The 23,701-nt window shown below is 68.8% G+C and carries 21 protein-coding genes, 1 tRNA gene and 1 pseudogene; 20 read left to right on the forward strand and 3 right to left on the reverse strand.

Annotated features, from left to right (window positions below):
• Nucleotides 1–2: 2 nt before the first annotated feature.
• The 8 genes and pseudogenes from DDE18_RS07495 (at nt 3) to DDE18_RS23595 (ending at nt 6,596) form a co-directional block, all read left to right on the forward strand.
• A complete protein-coding gene (locus tag DDE18_RS07495) occupies nt 3–2,909 on the forward strand; it encodes a UPF0182 family membrane protein (protein ID WP_116571988.1) in 2,907 nt (968 codons plus the stop codon).
• A gap of 63 nt (nt 2,910–2,972) precedes the next feature.
• Nucleotides 2,973–3,046 (forward strand) — tRNA-Met (locus DDE18_RS07500).
• Nucleotides 3,047–3,515: 469 nt separating this feature from the next.
• Complete coding sequence (locus DDE18_RS22885) at nt 3,516–3,668, forward strand: hypothetical protein (protein WP_165821077.1); 153 nt, start codon at nt 3,516–3,518, stop codon at nt 3,666–3,668.
• Between the two features lie 182 nt (nt 3,669–3,850).
• Nucleotides 3,851–4,207: a cupin domain-containing protein gene (locus tag DDE18_RS07505; protein ID WP_211754458.1), complete on the forward strand. Its 357-nt coding sequence runs from the start codon at nt 3,851–3,853 to the stop codon at nt 4,205–4,207.
• A 167-nt stretch (nt 4,208–4,374) separates the two neighbouring features.
• Entirely contained in the window at nt 4,375–5,049 is a 675-nt protein-coding gene (locus DDE18_RS07510) for a haloacid dehalogenase type II (protein WP_116571636.1), read from the forward strand.
• A 377-nt stretch (nt 5,050–5,426) separates the two neighbouring features.
• Nucleotides 5,427–5,684 carry a TIM barrel protein gene (locus tag DDE18_RS23585; protein ID WP_342748923.1) on the forward strand — a complete coding sequence of 86 codons (258 nt, stop codon included), beginning with the start codon at nt 5,427–5,429 and terminating at the stop codon, nt 5,682–5,684.
• Between the two features lie 41 nt (nt 5,685–5,725).
• Nucleotides 5,726–6,070, forward strand: a pseudogene (locus DDE18_RS23590) (NAD(P)-dependent oxidoreductase); the annotation flags it as partial.
• Nucleotides 6,063–6,596, forward strand: coding sequence for an NAD-binding protein (locus DDE18_RS23595; RefSeq protein ID WP_245916504.1), 534 nt, complete (start codon nt 6,063–6,065; stop codon nt 6,594–6,596). The pseudogene DDE18_RS23590 and the gene DDE18_RS23595, both read left to right, overlap by 8 nt.
• Nucleotides 6,597–6,613: 17 nt before the next feature.
• Here the strand turns inward: DDE18_RS23595 and DDE18_RS07525 are convergent, their stop codons facing one another.
• Nucleotides 6,614–7,513 carry a LysR family transcriptional regulator gene (locus DDE18_RS07525; RefSeq protein WP_116571637.1) on the reverse strand — a complete coding sequence of 300 codons (900 nt, stop codon included), beginning with the start codon at nt 7,511–7,513 and terminating at the stop codon, nt 6,614–6,616.
• A 278-nt stretch (nt 7,514–7,791) separates the two neighbouring features.
• On the opposite strand from DDE18_RS07525, the gene otnK reads away from it, so the two are divergent.
• From otnK to DDE18_RS24235, 6 genes are all read left to right on the forward strand, one after another.
• Complete coding sequence (gene otnK, locus DDE18_RS07530) at nt 7,792–9,093, forward strand: 3-oxo-tetronate kinase (RefSeq protein ID WP_211754459.1); 1,302 nt, start codon at nt 7,792–7,794, stop codon at nt 9,091–9,093.
• Nucleotides 9,090–9,740 (forward strand): 3-oxo-tetronate 4-phosphate decarboxylase, encoded by a 651-nt coding sequence (gene otnC, locus DDE18_RS07535; protein ID WP_116571639.1) that lies wholly within the window; start codon nt 9,090–9,092, stop codon nt 9,738–9,740. Before otnK ends, otnC begins: the two co-directional genes overlap by 4 nt.
• A complete protein-coding gene (locus DDE18_RS07540; RefSeq protein WP_211754460.1) occupies nt 9,737–10,420 on the forward strand; it encodes an aspartate/glutamate racemase family protein in 684 nt (227 codons plus the stop codon). The genes otnC and DDE18_RS07540 overlap by 4 nt, the downstream gene beginning before the upstream one ends.
• Before the next feature lie 153 nt (nt 10,421–10,573).
• Entirely contained in the window at nt 10,574–11,920 is a 1,347-nt protein-coding gene (locus DDE18_RS07545) for an NAD(P)/FAD-dependent oxidoreductase (RefSeq protein WP_165821078.1), read from the forward strand.
• A gap of 259 nt (nt 11,921–12,179) precedes the next feature.
• Nucleotides 12,180–13,346 (forward strand): mandelate racemase/muconate lactonizing enzyme family protein, encoded by a 1,167-nt coding sequence (locus DDE18_RS07550; RefSeq protein ID WP_116571641.1) that lies wholly within the window; start codon nt 12,180–12,182, stop codon nt 13,344–13,346.
• A gap of 920 nt (nt 13,347–14,266) precedes the next feature.
• Nucleotides 14,267–15,187 (forward strand): ROK family protein, encoded by a 921-nt coding sequence (locus DDE18_RS24235; RefSeq protein WP_116571642.1) that lies wholly within the window; start codon nt 14,267–14,269, stop codon nt 15,185–15,187.
• Nucleotides 15,188–15,201: 14 nt separating this feature from the next.
• Here the strand turns inward: DDE18_RS24235 and DDE18_RS07560 are convergent, their stop codons facing one another.
• Together DDE18_RS07560 and DDE18_RS07565 are read right to left on the reverse strand one after the other, a co-directional pair.
• Nucleotides 15,202–16,254, reverse strand: a complete 1,053-nt coding sequence (locus DDE18_RS07560; RefSeq protein WP_116571990.1) for an ROK family glucokinase — start codon at nt 16,252–16,254, stop codon at nt 15,202–15,204.
• 122 nt (nt 16,255–16,376) lie between these two features.
• On the reverse strand, nt 16,377–17,117 hold the full coding sequence (locus tag DDE18_RS07565; protein WP_116571643.1) for a GntR family transcriptional regulator: 741 nt from the start codon (nt 17,115–17,117) through the stop codon (nt 16,377–16,379).
• Nucleotides 17,118–17,248: 131 nt separating this feature from the next.
• On the opposite strand from DDE18_RS07565, the gene DDE18_RS07570 reads away from it, so the two are divergent.
• From DDE18_RS07570 to iolD, 6 genes are read left to right on the forward strand one after another with little or no spacing between them, the layout of a single operon-like run.
• Nucleotides 17,249–18,250 (forward strand): Gfo/Idh/MocA family protein, encoded by a 1,002-nt coding sequence (locus DDE18_RS07570; protein ID WP_116571644.1) that lies wholly within the window; start codon nt 17,249–17,251, stop codon nt 18,248–18,250.
• The gene (locus tag DDE18_RS07575; RefSeq protein ID WP_116571645.1) at nt 18,247–19,128 is read left to right on the forward strand and encodes a sugar phosphate isomerase/epimerase family protein; all 882 of its coding nucleotides are present in this window, start codon (nt 18,247–18,249) and stop codon (nt 19,126–19,128) included. Before DDE18_RS07570 ends, DDE18_RS07575 begins: the two co-directional genes overlap by 4 nt.
• The gene (gene iolC, locus DDE18_RS07580) at nt 19,125–20,072 is read left to right on the forward strand and encodes a 5-dehydro-2-deoxygluconokinase (RefSeq protein WP_281258355.1); all 948 of its coding nucleotides are present in this window, start codon (nt 19,125–19,127) and stop codon (nt 20,070–20,072) included. Before DDE18_RS07575 ends, iolC begins: the two co-directional genes overlap by 4 nt.
• Nucleotides 20,065–20,961 carry a Cgl0159 family (beta/alpha)8-fold protein gene (locus DDE18_RS07585; protein ID WP_245916505.1) on the forward strand — a complete coding sequence of 299 codons (897 nt, stop codon included), beginning with the start codon at nt 20,065–20,067 and terminating at the stop codon, nt 20,959–20,961. Before iolC ends, DDE18_RS07585 begins: the two co-directional genes overlap by 8 nt.
• A 23-nt stretch (nt 20,962–20,984) precedes the next feature.
• Complete coding sequence (gene iolB / locus DDE18_RS07590; protein WP_211754462.1) at nt 20,985–21,818, forward strand: 5-deoxy-glucuronate isomerase; 834 nt, start codon at nt 20,985–20,987, stop codon at nt 21,816–21,818.
• A complete protein-coding gene (gene iolD, locus DDE18_RS07595) occupies nt 21,815–23,698 on the forward strand; it encodes a 3D-(3,5/4)-trihydroxycyclohexane-1,2-dione acylhydrolase (decyclizing) (RefSeq protein WP_116571647.1) in 1,884 nt (627 codons plus the stop codon). The genes iolB and iolD overlap by 4 nt, the downstream gene beginning before the upstream one ends.
• Nucleotides 23,699–23,701 lie beyond the last annotated feature (3 nt).

Below are 23,701 nucleotides of genomic sequence, written 5' to 3' on the forward strand. Positions count from 1 at the left end.
GCATGTTCGACCAGCCCCAGCGCCCCGCGCAGGTCCCGCCCCAGCGCCCACCCGGCCGGTCGCGGACGCTGGTCATCACGGCCGGCGTGCTGGTCGTGGGCTTCCTGCTGATCACCGGGTTCTCCTCGTTCTGGACCGAGCGGCTGTGGTTCCGCGCCGCCGGCTACTCCGGCGTGTTCAGCACGCTGCTGTGGACCCGGATCGGGCTGTTCCTCGTCTTCGGCGCCCTGATGGCTGCCGCGGTCGCGGTCAACATCGCGGCGGCCTACCGCTTCCGCCCGCACGTGTGGCCCTCAGGCGACGCCGACGGGCTCGACCGCTACCGCCAGGCGGTCACGCCCGTGATGGGCTGGCTGCTCGCGGGAATCTCGCTCCTCATGGGCGCGTTCGCCGGAGCCTCGGCGTCGGGGCAGTGGCGCGCCTACTCGCTGTGGCGCAAGGGTGGCGAATTCGGGCACACCGACCCCTACTTCTCCCGGGACGCCGGCTTCTACGTCTTCGACCTGCCGTGGTGGCACTACGTCGTCGACTTCGCGATGGCGCTCGTGGTGATCGGCCTGATGGCGGCCGCCGTCATCCACTACCTCTACGGCGGCATCCGTCTCTCGGTGCCCCGCGACCGCCTCTCCGGGCCGGCTCAGGTGCACCTGTCGCTGCTGCTCGGGCTCTTCGTGCTCGCCAAGGCCGCGGACTACTGGCTCGACCGCTACGACCTGGTCACCTCGTCCGGCTCGCTGTTCACGGGCATGGGCTACACCGACGACCACGCCGTGCTGCCTGGCAAGGAGATCCTCACCGGCATCGCGGTGATCTGCGCCGTGCTGTTCTTCCTCAACGTCTGGCGCCGCACGTGGCTGCTGCCCTCGGTCGGCATCGCGCTGTTCGCGCTGTCCGCGGTCCTGCTCGGCCTGATCGTGCCCGGGGTGGTCCAGCAGTTCCAGGTCAGCCCCAACGTGCCTGACAAGGAGGGGGACTACATCGAGCGCAACATCGAGGCCACGCGCGCGGCGTACGCCCTCGACCAGATCGAGGTCACCCCCTATACCAGCGAGCCGGACACGTCCGCGAGCAACCTCGAGGCCCTCGACGCGAGCACCAGCACCGTGCCGCTGGTCGACCCGAAGGTGGTCAGCGACACCTTCGAGCAGCAGCAGCAGGTGCGGGCCTACTACTCCGTGAGCCCGGTCCTCGACGTCGACCGCTACGAGATCGAGGGCAAGGACCGGGCGGTCGTCCTCGGCGTGCGCGAGCTCGACCAGAGCGGCCTGGCTGCAACCGACCAGAACTGGTCCAACCTCCACACGGTCTACACGCACGGCAACGGCGTGATCGCGGCGTACGCCAACCACCGCCCGAAGGACGACACCACCCAGGACGAGGACGTCCAGTGGGCCGAGGGCCAGGAGTCCGACGAGAGCGACCTCACCGAGATGAGCGAGGATGGCTACGAGGACCGCGTCTACTTCGGCGAGCAGAGCCCGTCCTACTCCATCGTCGGCAAGCGCGAGGGCGGCAGCGACGTCGAGCTCGACCTGCCCAAGGGCGAGCGCGACGACGAGAACCAGACCACGACGTACGACGGCCTCGGCGGCGTGCCGATCAACAGCATCTTCGACAAGCTCCTGTACGCCGTGAAGTTCGGCGAGACCAACCTGGTGCTCTCGAGCCGCGTGCACGAGGACAGCAGGATCCTCTACGACCGCAACCCCCGCACCATGGTCGAGAAGGTCGCGCCGTGGCTGACCGTCGACGCCGACCCCTACCCGGCCGTGATCGACGGCAAGATCCAGTGGATCCTCGACGGCTACACCGTCACCGACCGGTTCCCCGGGGCGCAGCGCGAGTCCTTCGAGGAGATGACCGACGACTCGCTCAACCAGACCCCGGGCTTCCAGACGCTGCCGACCGACGAGATCAACTACATGCGCAACGCCGTGAAGGCCACGGTCGACGCCTACGACGGCACCGTACGGCTCTACGCGTGGGACGAGAGCGACCCGGTCCTGCAGGCGTGGAGCGAGGTCTTCCCCGGGGTGGTGCGGCCGAACTCGGAGATCCCCGACTCGCTGCGTGAGCACCTGCGCTACCCCGAGGACCTGTTCAAGGTGCAGCGCTACCAGTTCCAGCGCTACCACGAGACTGACGCGCAGGACTGGTTCGAGGGCTCCACGCGCTGGGAGGTGCCGAAGGACCCCGAGCTCGACACCCGCCTGCAGCCGCCCTACCGGCTCTTCGCCGACACCGGCGAGGGCGAGCGCTGGGCCCTCACGAGCGTCTACGTGCCGCGCGAGAAGGACAACCTGGCGGCCTTCATGTCGGTCGACAGCGACGCCACCAGCGACAGCTACGGGCAGATCAAGGTGCTCGAGCTGCCGAACGAGCGCACCGACGGCCCGCGCCTGATCGCCAACGAGATCTCCTCGGACGAGGACGTGCGCGAGGAGCTGCTGTCCTTCACCAGCGGTGGCTCGACCCCGGTCTACGGCAACCTGCTGACGCTGCCGGTGGGGGAGGGGCTGATGTACGTCCAGCCGCTCTATGCCAAGCGCGACACCGCGGAGTCGTCGTTCCCGATCCTGCGCTTCGTGCTGGTCTCCTACGGCGACCGGGTCGGCATCGGCCGGACGCTGCGCGAGGCGATCGCCGACGTGCTCGGGGTCTCGGCCGGGGTCACGCCGCCGGCGACTCCGGAGGAGGAGCCGCCGTCCGGTCAGCCGGACCCCGGCGAGGGCGAGGAGCAGCCCACCGGCAATGTCAACGCCCAGGTGCGCGAGCTGCTGCGGGAGGCCGACCAGCTCTTCACCCGGGCCGACCAGGCTCAGCGCCAGGGCGACACGGTGCGCTGGGCGCGGCTGATGGAGCAGGCGCGGTCGCTGATCGACGAGGCGATCACGCTCGCGAGCCGGTAACCGTCGCGCTGGTGTCCTCGATTTGAGCCTGCTCGGACCGGCCTGTAAGGTTCTGTTCACCGACGCGGGGTGGAGCAGCTCGGTAGCTCGCTGGGCTCATAACCCAGAGGTCGCAGGTTCAAATCCTGCCCCCGCTACAAATAAGTGGCCCCTGACCTGCGGAAACGCGGATCAGGGGCCACTTGGCATTTGAGCCATTCTGGCCTATGCCGCGTTTTGTGACCCCAAAACCCCTCTGTGAGAGTGCTCGTGGAGCCTGTAGGTCGCTCTCGGTTGCATCTCCAATGCCGCCGGGCGTGCTTGATCGGCGAAATGACGCCGTCCCGCACCGCACGAATGGGCTGCCAGAGCTTGATCGTCCGTCGCGCCACTGACCCCAGGGGTGGCGCCTCACTGGGCGGCGATGTCATGGATATGTGTCGACCAGACCGATAGGGAGCAGCTATCGATCGGCCTGCAATTGTGTCTTAGACGGAACCGGTGGTCGCGGTGTTCGATTGCCGGCATGACCAGCTACCGCAGCGAACGCGCGTTCCGAGGTCCGTTCGCATGCAGGTGTCCCTACCGCCGACCTCAGGCTCGGCCGCAACTGCCAGGTGACGACGAATGAAGGTGTGGACTCTCTCCATCAATGGGAAGTTGGACGGGATATTCGACAGTGAGGTGAAGGTCATCGAAGCCCGCCGTCAATACCTTGCCAGCAGCCTTGAGAACGCCCAGCTGACGGTCGCGTCCATCGGCCAATGGGAACTTCAATGAATGAGTGGGTCGGCTACCGCCGCGACTGCCGCGGCCGTCCGGCCAACCCCGACGGCGCTGCCACACGCGCCGGTGACTGCTGACCTCGAGGGCAGCAAGCCCTCGCCTGCCCGATCCCACCCACGATCCGACGGTCGGTCCCCGTGCCCGGCTGACTCTACGAAAGGAAACCCATGCCCAGCATGTACCACCAACCCCCCACCGCTGTGACCGGCCCCCTCGAGCCCAGGGGCCAGCGCGAGGGTGCTGACAGCGGCGACCCGCAAATTGCTTGGACCGCCTTCGACTCCTCGGACGACGTGAAGGTCGGCGTCTGGGAGGCCGCGGCGGGCGGCTGGCCGATCGTGAACCGTGAGAACACCGAGACCTGCTACATCATCAGCGGACGCGCCACCATCACCGACGACGAGACCGGCGAGAAGAACGAGATCTCTGCGGGGCACGTGGTCACGTTCCCGAAGGGATGGTCGGGTCGCTGGGACGTCACCGAGACGATCCGGAAGGTCTACTGCATCGCGGTGCCCGCCACCGACGGGTGAGCGATCAGCTCGGCGGCTGACACGGCCGAGCTCCGAGCTACGTCGCGTACGCCGACCGTCGGCACTCCAGGAAAAGGGAACTGCCGGCACCAAGCTGCCGACCTGACGATCGGCTGACCGGGCCTGAGCGGCCCATTCGAAACCTAGTGAACTGAGAGGACCCTTTGATGAGCGACCCGACCTTCAGGCCCAAGTACGTCTCGTTCGACTGCTACGGCACCCTGATCAGCTGGCCCATGAACCCGATCACCAAGGAGCTGGTCGGCGACCAGATCCCCGCCGACCAGTGGGACCAGTTCGTCGCCGAGTTCCGGGGCTACCGCTATGACCAGGTCAAGGGGAAGTACTACCCCTACGTGCAGGTCCTGCAAGACGCCTTCGACAGGGTCTGCCGCAAGTGGGAGATTCAGTCCGACCCCACGGCGGGCAAGCGGTTCGCCGATGGCGTGCGCAGCTGGGGCCCGCACCCGGACGTGGTGGAGCCGCTGAAGAAGATGGGCGAGCACTACAAGCTGGTCATCCTGTCCAACGCCGACGACTCCTTCCTCGAGGAGAGCGTCCCGCGGTTGGAGGCGAAGTTCCACGCGGTCTTCACCGCCGAGCAGGCCGGCTACTACAAGCCGCGGTACGCCGCGTTCGAGTACATGCTCGACCAGCTGGACGCCAAGCCGGAGGACTTCGTGCACGTGTCGTCGCACACCCGCTACGACCCGCTGCCGATGCACGACATGGGCTTCCGCAACCTGGTGCTGCTGGACCGCGGCTGCGACCCGATTCCGCCCGGCTACAACCTCACGGTCGTGAAGTCCCTGGACGAGCTCAACACCATGCTCGGCATCTGACCCTTCTCGGCTGTGGTGACGCGAGTGGTTAGACACCATGCAAGATGAGGAGAATGCGAGTCACCGCCGCTACGCGGTCAACCTGTCGATCCTGTTCGCCGAGGTGCCGCTGCTCCAGCGGTGCGCGGCGGCACGGGAGGCCGGCTCTACCGCAGTCGAGTTCTGGTGGCCGGTCCCCGACGCGGTGCCGGCCGGCCCGGGTCGGCGGCACGGTGCTCCTCGAGCCGCTGAGCGGGGCGCCGAGCTACCCGTTGCACACCGCAGTTGACGCGCTCGGCGTGAACGACCGGGTCGCGCAGGAGACCGGCGTGACCAACCTCGGCTTTCTTTGCGACCTCTAGCATCTGGCGGTCAACGGCGACGACCTCGATGCCGCGATCGCCACCCACGCCGACCGCGTCGAGCACGTGCAGATCGCCGATGCGCCCGGCCGGCATGAACCGGGCACCAGCGAACTGGACCCCGACGGCTACCTCCGCAAGCTCGAGGCCGCCGGCTACGACGGCTGGGTGGCCCTGGAGTACACGCCACGCGCTGACACCGTCCACGGGCTGCTCTGGCTGCCCCCCGCGCAGCGCTCCACGTCAGGGCGCATGCCCGAGCGCTGCCCCACACCAAGGGAGGCACCGAGTTGACCACTGTCGCCGTCATCGGACTGGGCATCATGGGCGGACCGATGGCCGCCAACCTGGTCAAGGCCGGTTACGACGTGATCCGCTACAACCGCAGCCGGTCGAAGATCGACCGCCTGGTGGAGCAGGGCGGCCGCTGTGCGGCCGACGTGACCGAAGCCGTCCGCGACGCAGACGTGGTCCTCACCGTGCTGCCGGATTCTCCTGACGTGGAGGAGGTCGTCCTCGGCAACGGCGGCGTCCTCCTGGAGTCAGCCGATCCCGGCACGCTCCTCATCGACGCCAGCACCGTCAAGCCGGAGGTATCCGTCCGGGTCGCCGAGGCGGCCGGGCAGCGCGGCCTGCGCGCGGTCGACGCACCCGTCTCGGGCGGGGAGCCGGGTGCCATCGAGGAGACCCTCTCCATCATGGTCGGCGGCGAGGAGGCCGACGTCGCCGCCGCACGCCCCGATCCTCGATGCCCTCGGATCGACCGTCGTCCACGTCGGCCCGGCCGGCTCAGGACAGACCGTCAAGGCCGCCAACCAGCTGATCGTCGCCGGCACCATCCAGCTCGTCGCCGAGGCACTGGTCTTCCTCGAGGCGCACGGCGTGGACACCCAGGCCGCCATACAGGTGCTGGCGGGTGGCTTGGCGGGCAACCGCATCCTCGACCGCAAGTCCGAGCAGATGCGCGCACGCCAGTTCCAGCCCGGCTTCCGCGTCGACCTGCACCACAAGGACCTCGGCATCGTCACCTCGGCGGCACGGGACGTCGGGGTGGCCATCCCACTCGGCGCTTTGGTCGCCCAGCTCATGAGCGCACTTCGGGCACAGGGCCACGGCTCTCTCGACCACTCCGCCCTTCTGCTGCTGGTGGAGCAGCTCTCCGGCCGTGGAGCGGCGGAGCCGTCCCCACGTGTTGCTTGTCGCTGACCGACGGGAGCTCGTTGTCAGCCGGCGGCGACAGTCCGTCCCGCTTCCTCGGCCAACGCCACGAATGCCGCGGCGGCCGGGCTGAGCCGATGCCGTTGCCATACCAGCGCGACGTCGAGCTCGTCCTCGACCGCCAGCCGGCGTACCTGCAGGCCCACGGCGTCGGCCAGAGGGCGCCATGAGTCCGCGACCACGGCCGCGCCGACACCACTCAGCACGAGGGGCAGGAGTCCCTCGCGATGCTCGATCTCCACCACGATCCGACAGTCGGTGGCGGCGATGATCGCGTCGGCGACCCGCCGCATCCCCGTGCCTGGCTGACCTACGACCAACGGCAGGCGCCGCAAGTCACTCATGGTGAGGACGTCATGGCCAGCCGGCAGTTCCACGTCATCGCGTGCGACCAGGACGAACGGCTGGCTCTCGAGCGGCAGGCGGTCGAGGTCGGCCAGGGCTTCCGTCGGGCCGGCGGTTGCGACGACACCGACCTCGGCGACGCCGCGCCGCAACGCCTCTCGCACGTCGACGGGTCGGGCTGCCGCGCCGACGGCCACCTGCACGCCGGGGTACCTCTCCACGAACGAAGCCACCAGGCCGGTCAACGGGCTGACCACCTGCGACGGCATCGACGCGATCCGCAGCCGTCCCCCACGCAGACCGTCGACGGCGGCCACGGTCTCTCGTGCCACGTCGAGCGCCCGGACCACCTCACGCGCCGGGCCGACCAACGCCGTCCCTGACGGGCTGAGCACCAACCCTCGTCCCCGGCGGATGAACAGCTTCGTCCCGAGGTCGGACTCGAGCCCGCGGATCGTCTGGGTCACCGAGGGTTGGGCCACGAACAAATGCTCGGCTGCCCGATGGACCGTTCCGTGGTCGACCACGGCAAGGAAGTGGCGGAGCTGCCTGACGTCCATGCTGCCCCTTCCTCGCCGTCGGCGCCTGTGTGCGATTCCCAGCATATCGATAGAGAAGACTTATCGATTGGGCGCCGCCGCGAGCGGGATGCCTCCTTCTCGAGCGCCTCTTGACAGGCGGCTCCTTGGGGAAGGACAGGACCGGCTCCCGCCGTCGAACGATAGGGGACAGCTATCGGTGAGCCTGCAAACGAGTCTTGGACGGTGGGGGTGGTGGCCGGGTTCGATAGACGCGCATGGCCAGTGCGGCGACTACGGAGTAAGGACAACCCTGCCTGATGACCACGATCGGATGCATCGCTGACGACTACACGGGAGGCACCGACGTCGCCGCCGGACTACGTCGTGCGGGACTGCGCGTTGCGCTGGTGTTCGGCGTACCCACCCCCGATCTGAGTCTGCCCCCATGCGATGCGGCGGTCGTGGCCATGAAGATCAGGACGGCTCCTGTCGAGCTGGCCTCGAGACACGTCGCGACCACCTACGACTGGCTGACGAGCCAAGGGGTCCAGCGCTACTACTACAAGTACTGCTCCACGTTCGATTCCACCCCCGAGGGCAACATCGGCCCCATCACCGACCTCCTGCTCCAGCTCACAGGAATGCAGACGTCCGTGATCTGCCCCTCGTCCCCGATCCACGGTCGAACGGTCTACCAGGGGCATCTCTTCGTCGGCGATCGGCTGCTGTCGGAGTCACCGCTGAGCAGCCACCCCCTGACCCCCATGACCGATCCCGACCTGGTCCGGTTCCTGGGTCGCCAAACGGCGGGTCGGGTCGCCCTCGTGAGCTGGCCAGAGGTTGCCACGGGGCCCTCGGCGGTCCGAGACGCCGTTGACCGCCTCGACCGATCTGGCGTTCGCCACGTCGTGACGGATGCGATCAGCGCTGGCGACCTCCGGACCGTCGCGACAGCGATGCAGGATCGCTCGCTGCTGACCGGGGCAGCGGGTCTCGCCGAGGCCTGGGGGCAGCTCGTCCACGATCGCCTCTACGACGGGGAGGCCCGGCGCGACGGTGGCGCGCCGCCTGCGCCGGGAACGGCGGGGGATGAGCACAGCGCCACCCTCGAGGACGGCTCCGCGGGGGACACGCTCGTCCTGGCGGGCAGCTGCTCGGCAGCGACCCTCGGGCAGGTCTCCGAAGCGAAAGCGGCCTTTCCCAGCTACCGGCTCGACCCGGTGCGAACCCCTGATCCAGCTCAGATGCTCGAGGAGGCACGTGCGTGGCTGCAGGCCCAGGCCTCCGGCCGACCGCGACTCATCTACTCCTCCGCGACACCAGCAGAGCGTGAAGCAGCCATCGCGGCCATGGGATCCCGCACGGCTGAGCACCTGGAAGACGTCCTGGGTGCGCTGGCCGTGCATGCCGCCGCGGCGGGTACACGCCGCTTCGTGGTGGCCGGCGGTGAGACATCCGGTGCCGTTGTCTCCGCCCTCGGCATCCGACAGGTGCTGGTCGAGGACGAGCTCGAAGCGGGCGTTCCGTGGTGCACCACCGAAGGGCGCCGTCCGCTGCGCCTGTTGCTCAAGTCGGGGAACTTCGGCTCGAGCCGACTGCTGATCGAGGCCGCCCCATGAACGCGCATGGCGCAGGCGTCGGCGCCGTCGCCGAGGACATCGCCAGGCTGGGAGCCTCGATCTTCGCGCGGGGCCTGACCCCGGGGCGCACGGGGAACCTCAGCTGTCGGATCGGGGACGAGATCGTGGTGACACCCACCGGTGCGAGCCTCGGCTCCCTTGATCCGTGCCAGCTCGCGATCATCGATCTCGAAGGGCGTCCGATCAGCGGAGCACAGCCGTCCAAGGAGGCCGGAATGCACGCCGCCCTCTATCGCGCCAGGCCGACCGCCCGAGGGATCGTTCACCTCCACAGCACCCACGCCGTGGCCGTGTCGTGCCTTGCCGACCTCGATGAACGCTCCGCGCTACCGCCACTGACCGCCTACTTCGCGATGCGCGTGGGGCGGCTGCCCCTTGTGCCGTACTTCGCGCCCGGGGATCCGGCGCTGAGCGTCGCGGTGGAGGAGATGGCTCGTGAGCACCACGCCATGCTGCTGGCCAACCACGGCTCCGTCGTGGCCGCCGACGATCTCCTCTCCGCGGCCGATGCGGCGGAGGAGATCGAAGAGACCGCCCGGCTCCGGTTGTTGCTGGGTGACAGCCCCACCAGACCGTTGACCAGTGCCCAGCTCGGCGCCTTGGCGCAGAGGAAGGAACGAGCATGATGCGTCGAGTTGTCCTTGTTCACACGGTCGCCGGACTGGTGCCGGTCTTCCAGGACCTGGCGAAGGGACTGCCAGGGGATGTGAAGGTCTCCAACATCGTGGACGAGTCCTTGCTGGAGGATGCGATCGGCGCCGGAGCGCTCACTCCTTCGGTGAACCGGCGGGTCGTGGACCACGTCCTGTCGGCCGCGGACAGTGGCGCGGTGGCAGTTCTTGCCACCTGCTCCTCCATCGGACCGGCCGTGGAGATCGCTTCACAGCTGGTGGGTGTGCCCGTCCTGCGGGTCGACGAGCCGATGGCGTCGACTGCTGTCGAGAGCGGCAGGCGGATAGGGGTGCTGGCAACCGTTCCCTCAACGCTCAACCCCACCGTGGACCTGCTGCGACGCTGCGCCAGGAGCCTCGAGAAGGACGTCGAGCTCGTGCCCGTGCTGAAGGACGAGGCCTTCACGGCGATCAGGTCGGGCGACGGCGCAAGGCACGACGAGCTCATCGGCGAGGCACTCCTGCAGCTGGCGCTGCAGGTGGACGCGATCGTGCTCGCCCAGGCGTCGATGGCACGGGTGGTCGCCACCCTCGAACCGGGAGCCCTGTCGGTTCCGGTCTTCTCGAGCCCCAGCTCGGGCATGGCCCGGCTGGCGTCCGTGCTCGCTGAGGCCGCAGTCGCGGCCCCCGCATGATGGAAGTAGCCATGGAGGCAGCGGCCTTCAGGCAAGACCAGGAGAGGTAAAGTTGTGTTTCGAGTTGACCGCCCCAGCAGCGGGCCAGATGTGGCCGCCGGTCCGCCACCGCCACCCGAGAACCCGTGGGCGCGGAGCCTGTGGCTCGACGGGGTGGTCCAGGGTCTGACCCCGAGAGAGCAGCTGTCAGGCGACCACACGTGTGACGTCGCGATCGTCGGAGCCGGGTTCGGCGGGCTGTGGACGGCGTACTACCTCAAGAAGGCGGACCCGTCCCTGCGGGTCACCGTGGTCGAGGCCGAGATCGCGGGATACGGCGCTGCCGGTCGCAACGGCGGCTTCGTCTCGTCCGGCATTGCCGGCAGCGGGGCGCGCTATGCACGGCGCAACGGTTGGGACAGCGTCCATCGAGCCGAGCGCGAGGTCCTGCACGGGATCGACGAGATCGGTCGCGTCGTGTCGCTGGAGGGCATCGACTGTGGCTACAACAAGGCGGGGGCGCTCACCGTGGCCACCACCGAACCGCAGCTGCAGCGGGTCCGCGCCCGAATCGAGGCAAAGCACCGCTCCGGACTCGGCGCCGAAGACATCAGGTTTCTCAACCCCGACGAGTGCACCGAATTCCTCCGCGGGCCGGAGGGTCTTCTCGGTGCGTCCTACACGCCGCACTGTGCTCGCGTCGACCCCGCTCGGCTGGCTCGGGGACTCGCCGACGTCTGCGAGCGTCTCGGTGTCAAGATCTATGAGCAGAGCCCGGCAGAACACCTGGGCCCCAGGCTCGTGCAGTGCCGCAACGGACGGATCTCGGCCGAGGTCGTGGTCCGCGCGACGGAGTCCTACACGATCCGCGAGCGCGGCCAGCGACGCAAGTTCCTGCCCCTCTACTCCTTGCTGATCGCCACCGAGCCCCTCCCGCAGGAGACCTGGGACGAGCTCGGGTGGCGCGACGGCATCGGCTACTCAGACATCGGGCACCTGTTCTACTACGCCCAGCGGTCGCTCGACGGCCGGATCGTGGTCGGCGGACGAGGAGCGCCGTACCGGCTGACCAAGCCCGTCTCCCCCGAGAACGAGCAGAACGCCCACGTCTACGAGCGCCTGGTCCAGACCCTGCACGAGGCATTTCCCGCTGTGGCGCAGGCTCGGATCACCCATCACTGGGGCGGTTCCCTGGCGGTCCCACGCGACTGGTGCATGCGAACGACGTTCGACCGCGACAGCGGACTTGGATTCGTCGGTGCGTTCGGCGGTCATGGCGTCACCGCCTCCAACATCTCCGGCCGCACGATGCGCGACCTGATCCTGGGCCACGACACCGACCTGACGTCGCTCCCATGGGTGGGGCACCACACCCGGAACTGGGAGCCGGAGCCCCTCCGGTTCATCGCCTCGATGGCCATCCACAAGACCCTCGCGTCGGCCGACGCCTACGAGGAGCGCACCGGGAAGCCGGCGAAGCGCGTACGCCTGGTGGCGCCGTTCCTACCACCGGGCCACTAGACGGACTAACACAGGTCCAGGGTGCGCTTGCGATCCGCGCCTGAACACGACGATGGCCCCGGGACAGGCCCGGGGCCATCGTCGCCTGAGTGTTGGTGGATTCAATCGGTTCTAACCTAGATGTAGGACCTGACGCGACGTTGCCGCTGACCCGCGCTGGGGCAATACTCGGCCGACTTCGCGGGCCCCGGGCGGGGGCGATCTGGCGCGAGCCGGCCAGTTTCGAGGCGCGGCCCGCAAGTTTCGAGGAAGGATGCTCATGAAGATCATCTCCGCCCACGAAGGCGTCATCCCGATCAGCTCGTCGATGGGCAACGCGTTCATCGACTTCTCCACGATGGACTGCTCGATCCTGGCTTTGGTCAGCGACGTGATGGTTGATGGGGAGCCGGTGGTCGGCTACGGCTTCAACTCCAACGGCCGCTACTCGGCCGGCGAGATCCTCCGCCGCCGAGTGCTGCCCCGGCTGATGGGGGCGCCCGCCAATAGCCTGCTGGACGATGACGGCCTGCTCAGCCCGTCCACTGCTTGGGACGTCATGATGCGCAACGAGAAGCCCGGCGGCCACGGTGAGCGCTCGGTCGCGGTCGGCGTCGTCGACATGGCCCTCCACGACCTTGCCGCCAAAATCGCTGGCGTCCCGCTCTACCGGTGGATCTCCGACAAGTACGGCGACGGCACCTTCGACGACTCCGTCTTCGTCTACGCGGCCGGCGGCTACTACGCCCCCAACAAGACCTACCGCGACCTGCAGGACGAGATGAAGGGCTTCCTCGACGCCGGCTACAACGTCGTCAAGATGAAGATCGGCGGCGCCGACCTCGCCGAGGACCTGCGCCGCATCGAGGCCGTCCTGGAGGTCCTCGACGGTGACGGCTCGCGGCTCGCGGTCGACGCTAACGGTCGCTTCGATCTCGACCGCGCGCTCGAGTACGGCCGTGCCCTCGAACCCTACGGTCTGTTCTGGTACGAGGAGGTCGGCGACCCGCTCGACTACCGGCTCAACGCCACTCTGTCCGAGCACTACCGCGGCCCGATCGCCACCGGCGAGAACCTCTTCTCCCTCCAGGACGCTCGCAACCTGATCCGGTACGGCGGCATGCGACCCGATCGCGACTACATCCAGGTCGACCCCGCCCTGAGCTACGGCCTGGTCGAGTACCGTCGCATCCAGCACATGCTCGCCCAGCACGGCTGGTCCTCGCGCCGATGCATTCCGCACGGCGGCCACCAGTTCTCACTTCACATCGCCGCCGCTCTCAAGCTCGGCGGCAACGAGTCCTATCCCGACGAGTTCCAGCCGACCGGTGGGTTCGCAGACGACGCGGTCGTGGTGAACAGCCGCGTCAAGCTCGACGACCGACCCGGGATCGGGTTCGAGGGCAAGGCCAACTTCCACAAGGTCCTGCGGGAACTGCACGCGTAACCGCGTGCATCGACAGCCTCCCGGCAACCCGGGCTCGCATGGTCGATTTCGCTGAGTTCGAGCTCTATGTGAGGAATGACTTCAGGTCGTACTGCTGATCGGACTCCGCGCCTGCGGCGCCTAAGGATGGACGGCGACGCCGGGCTGACGTGTGCCTCCCGGACGTCGGTCGTCACGCGACCGCAGGAGAGGTCGGGAGATCACTCGGCACGTCTCCGCGGCGCCGCCACGTCGGGCTCGGTCGTGGGAAGCGACTGCGATTTGAGTCATGCCGCGCTTATGTACCGAAAACGCCAGCGCAAGTCGTCAAATGGCAGCAGACGGGACCAAGATGATTGGGGACCGATCCCCTGGGTTTCCGTGCCTGCGCAGGTCAGGGCGCACATCGGCAACAGCGGTCAAAGATGTCAGATCGGGAAGGAGCGCACACCGCATGCCCAGAGGTCGCAGGTTCAAATCCTGCCCCCGCTACGAAGAAGTGGCCCCTGACCTGCGGAAACGCAGATCAGGGGCCACTTGGCTTTTGAACCATTTCTGCTTGTGACGCGTTTTGTGTACCAAGAACCCTCGCGCTGGTGACCCGCTTTGGACATGGTCTGCGGGGACGTTGAGGCAAGCAGACGCCGGGTGGGGCCCGAAGCGGCGACGACCTCAGTCGTTCGCGGTGGTCGTCGTGGCCTGGCCGGCGAAGGACTGAAGGATGTGCGTCACGTCGGGTGTGGACCTGTCCTTCTCGATGTAGAACTCTTTCTGATCGCATCTGAGGAGTGGCCGAGGACGCGGGCCGCGGTGTCCGAGTCGACCAGGCGGGTCGCCGCGGTCCGGATGGGTGAGTCGCCGGCTTACGTGGGCGACTACCTCCCATTGCCACCGCCAGGGATGCCAATCCGAGCCAAGGTGCTATTGAGAGGAGCGGGGGTATGGCTGCTGTTGCGGTCCTTCTAAAGGCAGGCTATGTGTCTGGTGCTGCCGTTGCGGACGACGGAGAGGTACTTGGCCGTCATCGTGAGAACTACCCCGTTGGGCCTGGGTCCAGCGGCCCGCAGGACGATGATCTGACAGCCGCCGTTGTCGCAACCGTGAGAGCTCTACGTGCGCCTGGCCAGCGCTCGACTGTGGGCCTCGCCTTCGAACCTCTGGTCGGGCATGTGCCACGGCTTCGGCACGCACTTGAGCATGTTCAAGAACAGGTGCACCTAGAGACGGCTGCACGTGCCGCGGCGTGGGGAGAGCACCGGTTCGGCGTCCTTCGGGGCATCCAAGCCCCTCAAAATTCCATGACAGTAACTGTAGGGGCGAGCATCCGTGGTGGTCTCATCCTGCGGGGTCGACTAGTTCGCGGCGCGCACGGCTTAGGCGGAGAGATTGGGCATTTACCATTCGTGCCGGGCGGCCGGCAGTGCGAATGCGGGTTGGAAGGATGCTTTGATCGCTACGCGAGTGCAACTGCCCTGGTGGAGCGGACACGTGCAGCGCTGATTGAGACTGCCGAAGTCGGCCAGCGACTTGCCCTCGATGTGCGGAACGGGCCCATCGATGAAGTCGCGAGCGAGATAGTCCGAGCCGCCGTGAACGGGAATGAGTCCGCGCTCGGACAGACCGCTGAAATTGGCCGCCACCTGGGCATGGGCATCGGGCGATTGGTCAAACCGCTGAGCCTGTCGGGGGTAGTGCTGAGGGGGTCCTTTGTCGACGACGCGGGCGACATACTGCTGACTCCAGCCCGGGAAGCTATGTCGCGAACTGTTGGGCAATCGACAGATCTGGAACTGCGAGCCGGGCTGCCGGGAGACGATGCTGTGCTCCTCGGAGTGACGGACCTGTCACTTAATGCCCACTAGCCTGTCGGAGCCGGTCACATCAGACGTCGGCGACTGCCAAGTGGTGCGGCGGAGTCTCGTACGCGCGCCTCACGCCTGTCCGCGCGGCGGGTTCTTCGACGCGCCTTGCGTGCGGCTGAGCGAGCCATGTCGGCCGCGCCGATGAAGCCGGCCTCCGGCCCCAGAGCCGCAACTACAATCGCTGGCTCACTTCGGTGGCCGCGGCCCGTGAGCGCCTTTGAGAAGGCGGAGCGAGTAGGACGCAGGAGCAGGTCGCCGGCATCGGACAAGCCACCGCCGATGACGATGCATGACGGGTCGAACGCCGCGGCGAGGCCCGCCAGTCCCACACCGAGCCACTCCCCGATGTCGCTCAAGAGCTCGAGCGACAACGGGTCTCCGTTGCGCGCCTCCTGGGTGACCTGCGGACCGGTGAGTCGGGCGGGGTCGCCGTCGACAAGTTCTCGAAGCCGGTGGGCAAGTGGCGAGCCGTTCGCGATCAGCTCCCGTGCGTCGCGCAGCAAGGCCGTCCCGGAGGCGTACTGCTCCCAGCACCCACGGTTCCCGCACTCGCAGCGGTGTCCGGTTGGCACCATCTGCATGTGGCCGAACTCTCCGGCCATCCCGTTGTTGCCCCGGAACACCTTGCCATCGATGATCAGAGCGCCCCCGATGCCCGTGCCGAGCGTGATGCACAACACGAATCGATGGCCCCTGGCCGCACCGTAGAGGCACTCGGCGACCCCCGCCGTATTCGCATCATTGTCGACCACGACGGGAAGACGTACTCGCTTCGCGATAGCCGATTGAAGGGGCTCACGGCGCCAGTTCAGATGGGGGGAGAACATGACGACCCTGCGAGTCGCGTCCACGAACCCAGCGGCACCGATGCCTACCGCAGCAATCTCATGCGAGCGCCGAAGGTCCTGGACGATGGACACGATCGAGTCTTCAACCAGCTGGACGTCGTGACCCGGCGTCGGGACCTGGCGTCTCGCCAGCACCTTCCCGTGGGGGTCGAGGACGCCCGCGAGGATCTTCGTCCCCCCGATGTCCACCCCGATCGTAGACGCCTCCGCGCGGAACAGAATGGATCGGCGAGGAGGGGTCTCGGTCACGCCGGTCAGCCTAGCCCGCACCTTCCCGCAGGGGGCCGGAGCGACGTCAACTCGCGCCACCTGGAGCGAGTTCTCTCACGTTCGGGCCGTGCTCAGCGCTCGACCAGCGTCACCTCGAACGAGTACGCCTCCGGTCGATAGCAGTGGTCGCCGTACTCGATGGCACGACCGGAGTCCGCGTACGCCGTCCGCTGCATCGTCAACACCGCATCGTTCTTGCGCCGGCCGAGCAGTCTGGCCTCCTGCGTCGTCGCACCACGAGCTCCGATCCGCTGCCGCGCGATCTGGACGTGCGTCCCGGCGTCCCGGACGAGCTGGTAGAGCCCGCCGCCCTCGAGCTCCTCGTCGGTGGGCGAGATCACGTTCGCCGGGAGCCAATTGCGGAGAACCGCCAGGGGCTCGTCGTCGGCCAGGCGGAGCCGCTCCAGGTGCAGAACTTCCTCGCCTTCGGCGATCCCGAGCTCGTCCGCAACCTCGGCCGTGGCCGGCTCCCGAACGTTGAGCAGCACCCGAGTGGAGGGCTGCTGGCCGCTGCCGCGCAGGTCGTCATACAGGCTGGTCAGCTCCAGCTCGCGGTGCACCCGGCCGTGGACTACCTGGGTCCCCACCCCGCGCTTGCGCACGAGCAGGCCCTTGTCGACGAGCTCCTGGATCGCACGCCGCATCGTGGGTCGGCTGAGGCCGAGCTGGTCAGCCAGGGAGATCTCGTTGTCGAGCTTGAAGCCGGGCGAGACCTCTCCGCTGGCGATCGCCTGCTCGAGCTGCCTGGCGACCTGGTAGTAGAGCGGGACGGGGCTGCGTCGGTCCACCGTGAGTCGCAACTGTTCACCCATGATCCTGATACTACCGAGCAATATCAGAATGACTGAAAGACAGAATGTTAGGACAAAGTCTTGACATGCTCCGCCGCCGAGGACTAGAAAAGCCCTGTAACCCACATCACATGCATCCCGAAAGGCCATCCATGCGGATCGGATTCCTTGGCGTGGGGCGGATCGGCGCCAGCCATGCCGCCGTCGTCGCCCGCCACGAGGCGGTGACCTCCCTGGTCCTCGCCGACGCCGACCAGGGGCGAGCACGCGCCGTCGCCGACGAGCTGGGCGGGGAGAGCGTGGCCGACGTCGCCGCGGTTCTCGCCGCTGACGTCGACGCGATCGTCGTCGCGACCGCCACCGACAGCCATGCCGAGCTCATTGCCGCCGGCGCGCGTGCAGGCCTCCCCGTGTTCTGCGAGAAGCCGGTCGCGCTCGACGTGCCCGGCACCCTCCGCGTGCTGGAGGAGGTGCGGGCGGCCGGCACCCCGGTGCAGATCGGCTTCCAACGCAGGTTCGACGCCGGGTACGTCGCGGCGCGCGATGCGCTGCACAGCGGCCGCCTGGGCGAGCTGCGAAGGGTGCACGCCGTCACGGCCGACCCGGCGCCGCCCCACGCGTCGTACATCCCCACCAGTGGTGGCATCTACCGCGACTGCCTGATCCACGACTTCGACATCGTTCGCTGGATCACCGGCCGGGAGGTGGTCGACGTGATCGCTAGCGGCGTCAACCGGGGCGCGAGGTTCTTCGCCGAGGCCGGAGACGTGGACGAGACGGTGGCGATCCTGACCCTCGACGACGGCACGCTGGTGACCGTGCACGGCTCGCGTTACAACGGCGCCGGCTACGACGTGCGGATGGAGATCGCCGGCACCGACGCGACGATCGCGGTCGGACTCGACGAGCACACCGCGCTGCGTTCGGCCGAGTCCGGCGTCGAGTTCCCGTCCGGATCTCCCAACCCCACTTTCTGGGAGCGCTTCGCCGACGCCTACGTGGCCGAGATCAACGCGTTCGTCGAGGTGGTCCGAGGCGAGCGTCCGAGCCCGTGCTCGGTCGAGGAGGCCCTGGAGGCGTTGTACGTCGCCGAGGCCGCGACCCTGTCGCGGCTCGAGGGCCGGCGCGTCGAGATCGCGGAGGTGCGCAAATGACCACGACACTGCAGTCGCGGATCGCGGGAGCGCCGATCTCCTGGGGCGTGTGCGAGGTGCCCGGGTGGGGACACCAGATGGCGCCGGAGCGGGTGTTGCGCGAGATGGCCGACCTCGGCCTTGCCGCCACCGAGTTCGGACCCGACGGCTTCCTTCCGGCCGACCCGCAGCAAGCCGCCGACCTCCTCGCCACCCACGGCATGCGTGCCGTCGGCGGATTCGTCCCGGTCGTGCTGTTCGACGGTTCCCGCGATCCCCTTCCCGAGGTCGAGCGGGCCCTGGCCCACTTCCGGGCCGCGAACGCCACCAGTCTGGTGCTGGCCGCCGCCTCCGGGGCCGAGGGGTACGACGCCAGGCCGGTCCTCGACGAGACGCAGTGGGATGTCCTCCTCGCCAACCTCGACCGGATCCGCGACGTCGCGGGCGAGCAGGGAATCGAGGCCACCCTCCACCCCCACGTCGGGACGATGGTCGAGAACGCCGAGGAGGTCGACCGGGTGCTCACCGGGAGCACGATCGGGCTCACCCTCGACACCGGCCACCTACTGGTCGGGGGCGCCGACCCGGTCGAGCTCGCCCGAGCGGCCACCGACCGGATCCGCCACACGCACCTCAAGGACGTCCGCGCCGACGTGGCCGAGCGCGTCCGCGCCCGCGAGCTGACCTACACCGACGGAGTGCGGCAGGGCCTCTACGTCCCACTGGGACAGGGTGATGTCGACGTCGCCGCGATCGTCCGGACCCTCGAGGACGCCGGCTACCAGGGCTGGTACGTCATGGAGCAGGACACGATCCTCGACGCCGAGCCGCAGGCGGGCGCCGGTCCGGTCGCCGAGGTCCGCACCGGCCTGGAGTTCCTCACCGGGGTGACCGCGTGAACCACGAAGTCGTCACCATGGGCCGGGTCGGGGTGGACATCTATCCCGAGCAGATCGGCGTGCCGCTGGAGGACGTCGTCTCGTTCGCCAAGTACCTCGGTGGCAGCGCCACCAACGTCGCGGTGGCGGCCGCCCGCCACGGCCGGCGTTCAGCCGTCATCACCCGCACCGGCGAGGACGCGTTCGGCCGCTTCGTGCACAAGGCACTTACCGGCTACGGCGTGAGCGACGAGTTCGTCACGGCCGTGCCGACCTGGCCGACCCCCGTCACGTTCTGCGAGATCTTCCCGCCCGACGATTTCCCGCTGTACTTCTACCGGACGCCCACCGCGCCCGACCTTCAGATCCGGGTCGACGAGCTCGACCTCGACGCGATCCGGGACGCCGACCTGTTCTGGGTGACCGTCACCGGCCTCTGTCAGGAGCCGAGCCGGGAGGCGACGCTGGCCGCGCTCGAGGCCCGCGGTCGCCGGGGTATCACGGTGCTCGACCTCGACTACCGGCCGATGTTCTGGGCCCGTCCCGAGGAGGCCACCGAGCAGGTCGCCCGCGCTCTCGAGCACGTCACCGTCGTCGTCGGAAACCGCGAGGAGTGCGCCGTCGCCGTCGGCGAGACGGAGCCGGCGGCCGCGGCCGAGGCTCTGCGGGACCGCGGAGTCCAGGTGGCGATCGTCAAGCAGGGGCCCAAGGGCGTCTACGCCGTGGACGACCACGGGATGGTCGACGTACCCCCGGTCCCCGTCGAGGTGGTCAACGGCCTCGGGGCCGGCGACGCCTTCGGCGGAGCGCTCTGCCACGGCCTGCTCTCCGGATGGGAGCTGGGCCGGACCATCCGGTTCGCCAATGCGGCCGGCGCGATCGTCGCAGGCCAGCTGGCGTGCTCGGACGCGATGCCGACGACCAGTGAGGTCGACGCCGTTCTCGGGGAGGTTCTTGATGCCTGACTACACGACCGCCACCAGCCAGGAGCTGGTGCGGGCGATGACGTCCATCCGGCTCCAGGACCCCGGTGCGATCGTGGACGCCGCCGCCCGGCGCAAGCGCCGCGCCTCGCTGGTCGGCGAGAGCGGACGGCTGATGATCATCGCGGCCGACCATCCCGCCCGAGGTGCGCTGCGGGTGGGTGAGGACCCGCTCGCGATGGCCGACCGCGGAGAACTGCTGCGCCGGCTCGCCATCGCCCTCGACCGCCCCGGCGTCGACGGCTTCCTCGGCACGGCCGACATGGTCGATGACCTGCTCCTGATGGGAGCCCTCGACGACAAGGTCGTCCTCGGCTCGATGAACCGCGGTGGCCTCGCCGGGACGGCGTTCGAGATCGACGACCGGATGACGGCGTACGACGCCGCGACCATCGCCGCGATGGGGTACGACGGCGGCAAGATGCTCGCCCGTATCGACCCCGACGACCCCGCCACCGTCGCCACCCTCGAGGCGTGCGCTCGCGCCGTCACCGACCTGGCGTCGCACCACCTGATGGCCATGGTGGAGCCGTTCATCTCGCACCGGGTCGGCGGCCGGGTGCGCAACGACCTGAGCCCCGAGGCCGTGATCCGATCGGCCACCGTGGCCGCCGGGCTCGGCGCGACGTCGGCGCACACCTGGCTCAAGCTGCCGGTCGTCGAGGACATGGAGAGGGTCGCCGCGGCCACCACGCTCCCGGTGATGCTGCTCGGCGGTGAGGCGAGCATCGACCAGCCGGAGACGTTCGAGCGCTGGCAGCAGGCGCTCAAGCAGCCCACGGTGGTCGGCATGATCGTCGGCAGGGCCCTGCTCTACCCGCCGGACGGCGACGTTGCCGCGGCTGTCGATCGGACGGTGGGCCTGCTGTGAACCCGCGCCATCTTCCTTCTGTGGTGGAGGTGAGTCCCGCCGACGCGGGGTGGACCTACAGCGGCCTGCGCGTGGTCTCGCTGGCGCCGGGCGAGCGGCAGACACTTGCCACGGGCGAGGAGGAGATGCTGGTGCTGCCGCTGTCGGGCGGCTGCGTCGTGGAGTGTGACGGCCAGGTCGTCGAGCTCGAGGGACGTGCCACCGTGTTCAGCCGGGTCAGCGACTTCGCCTACGTTCCCCGCGACTCCGAGGTGACCGTCAGCTCGGACGCCGGCGGCCGGTTCGCGCTCCCGTCCGCACGGTGCGAGCGCCGGCTTCTGTTCCGGTACGCGACGGCGGAGGACGTCTCCGTCGAGCTCCGCGGCGCCGGCAGCTGCAGCCGTCAGGTCAACAACGTCGCCGCGGCGCACACGTTCGAGTGCGACCGCCTGATCGTGGTCGAGGTGCTCACGCCGGCAGGCAACTGGTCGTCGTACCCGCCCCACAAGCACGACGAGGACCGGCCAGGCGCCGAGAGCGTGCTGGAGGAGATCTACTACTTCGAGGTCGACGACGGGCCGGACGGGCCGGGGGTGGGCTACCAGCGGGTGTACGGCACCGACGACCGTCCGGCGGACCTGCTCGCCGAGGTACGGACCGGCGACGTCGTCACCATCCCGCACGGCTGGCACGGGCCGTCGATGGCGGCGCCCGGCTACGACCTGTACTACCTGAACGTGATGGCAGGTCCAGGCGCCGAGCGCGCCTGGCTGATCTGTGACGACCCGGCCCATGCCTGGGTGCGGAGCACCTGGGACGACGCGGCAGTTGACCCGCGCCTACCCCTGACCACGACCGACGAGAGGAGCCCGAGATGAGCGGCACGGTCCGGCTGACCGTCGCACAGGCACTGGTGCGCTTCCTGGGCGTCCAGTACTCGGAGCGCGACGGGGTCGAGCACCGTCTGGTCGAGGGCTGCTTCGGGATCTTCGGCCACGGCAATCTCGCGGGCGTCGGCGAGGCGCTGCTCGAGGAGGAGCTGCGCGCACCCGGCCGGCTGCCGTACTGGACCGGTCGCAACGAGCAGGGCATGGTGCACGCCGCCGTGGGCTACGCCCGGATGCGCAACCGGCTGTCAACTCTCGCCTGTACGGCGTCCATCGGCCCGGGCGCGACCAACATGGTCACCGGCGCCGCGCTCGCCACGATCAACCGGATCCCCGTGCTGCTCCTCCCTGGTGACGTGTTCGCGACCCGGGTGGCGTCTCCGGTGCTACAGGAGCTCGAGCTGCCATCCAGCGGCGACGTCTCGGTCAACGACGCGTTCCGTCCGGTGTCGAAGTACTTCGACCGGGTGTGGCGCCCCGAGCAGCTGCCCTCGGCTCTGCTGGGCGCGATGCGGGTGTTGTCCGACCCGGTCGAGACCGGCGCGGTCACGCTCGCCCTGCCGCAGGACGTGCAGGCGGAGGCGTACGACTGGCCGGTGGAGCTGTTCGAGAAGCGAGTGTGGCACGTGGCTCGACCGCAGCCCGAGGCCGCGCTGGTGGCCCGCGCGGTCGAGCTGCTGCGCGGCGCCCGCCGGCCGCTGATCGTCTCCGGCGGCGGCACTGTCTACGCCGAGGCGACCGAGGAGCTGCGTGTCTTCGCCGAGGCGTCCGGCATCCCGGTCGCCGAGACCCAGGCCGGCAAGGGATCCCTGCCCTACGACCATCCGCTGGCACTCGGCGCGGTCGGTGCGACCGGCACCACCGCAGCCAACGCGATCGCCCGTGAAGCGGACGTCGTCCTCGGGATAGGGACCCGCTACAGCGACTTCACCACCGCCTCGCGCAGCATCTTCGCCGACCCCGACGTCCGGTTCGTCAACCTCAATGTCGCAAGCCTGGACGGGCACAAGCAGGCCGGCCTGCCGCTGGTGGGAGACGCCCGCGAGGGCCTGAGGGCGCTCACCGAGGCCCTCGCGGGTCACCAAACCGACGGTGACTACCGCGACCGGGTGCGCTCGCTGGCGGCGGACTGGGACGCCACTGTCGAGCGTGCCTACCACCTGGGCCACGGACCGCTGCCTGCGCAGTCGGAGGTCATCGGCGCCGTCAACGACGTCGCCGACCCCCGCGACGTGGTCGTGTGCGCGGCCGGCTCGACGCCCGGCGACCTGCACAAGCTGTGGCGCACCCGGGACCCGAAGGGCTACCACGTCGAGTACGGCTTCTCGTGCATGGGCTATGAGATCGCCGGCGGACTCGGAGTCCGGATGGCGGCGCCCGACCGCGACGTGTTCGTCATGGTCGGTGACGGCTCCTATTTGATGATGGCCTCGGAGCTGGTCACGGCGGTCCAGGAGAACGTCAAGATCATCGTGATCCTCGTGCAGAACCACGGGTTCGCCTCGATCGGCGCGCTCTCGGAGTCGCTCGGCTCCCAGCGCTACGGGACGGCGTACCGCCGTCGCAACCCGGCGACCGGGCGGCTCGACGGCGACAAGCTGCCGATCGACCTCGCGGCCAACGCGAAGAGCCTGGGCGCCCAGGTGCTCCCCGCCAGCAGCATCGACGAGCTGCACCAAGCGCTGCGCAAGGCGAAGTGGGACGCGACCGGGCCCGTCGTGATCCACGTCGAGACCGACCCGTTGGTGCCCGCACCGAGCAGCGATGCCTGGTGGGACGTCCCGGTCGCCGAGGTCTCCGGGCTCGAGTCCACGACTGAGGCCCGGGCCCGGTACGACGTCGCGAAGCGTGATCAGCGGCGTCACCTCTGACCC

The sequence above is a fragment of the Nocardioides gansuensis genome, from assembly GCF_003076135.1.
In the GTDB taxonomy this organism is placed as follows: Bacteria; Actinomycetota; Actinomycetes; order Propionibacteriales; family Nocardioidaceae; genus Nocardioides; species Nocardioides gansuensis.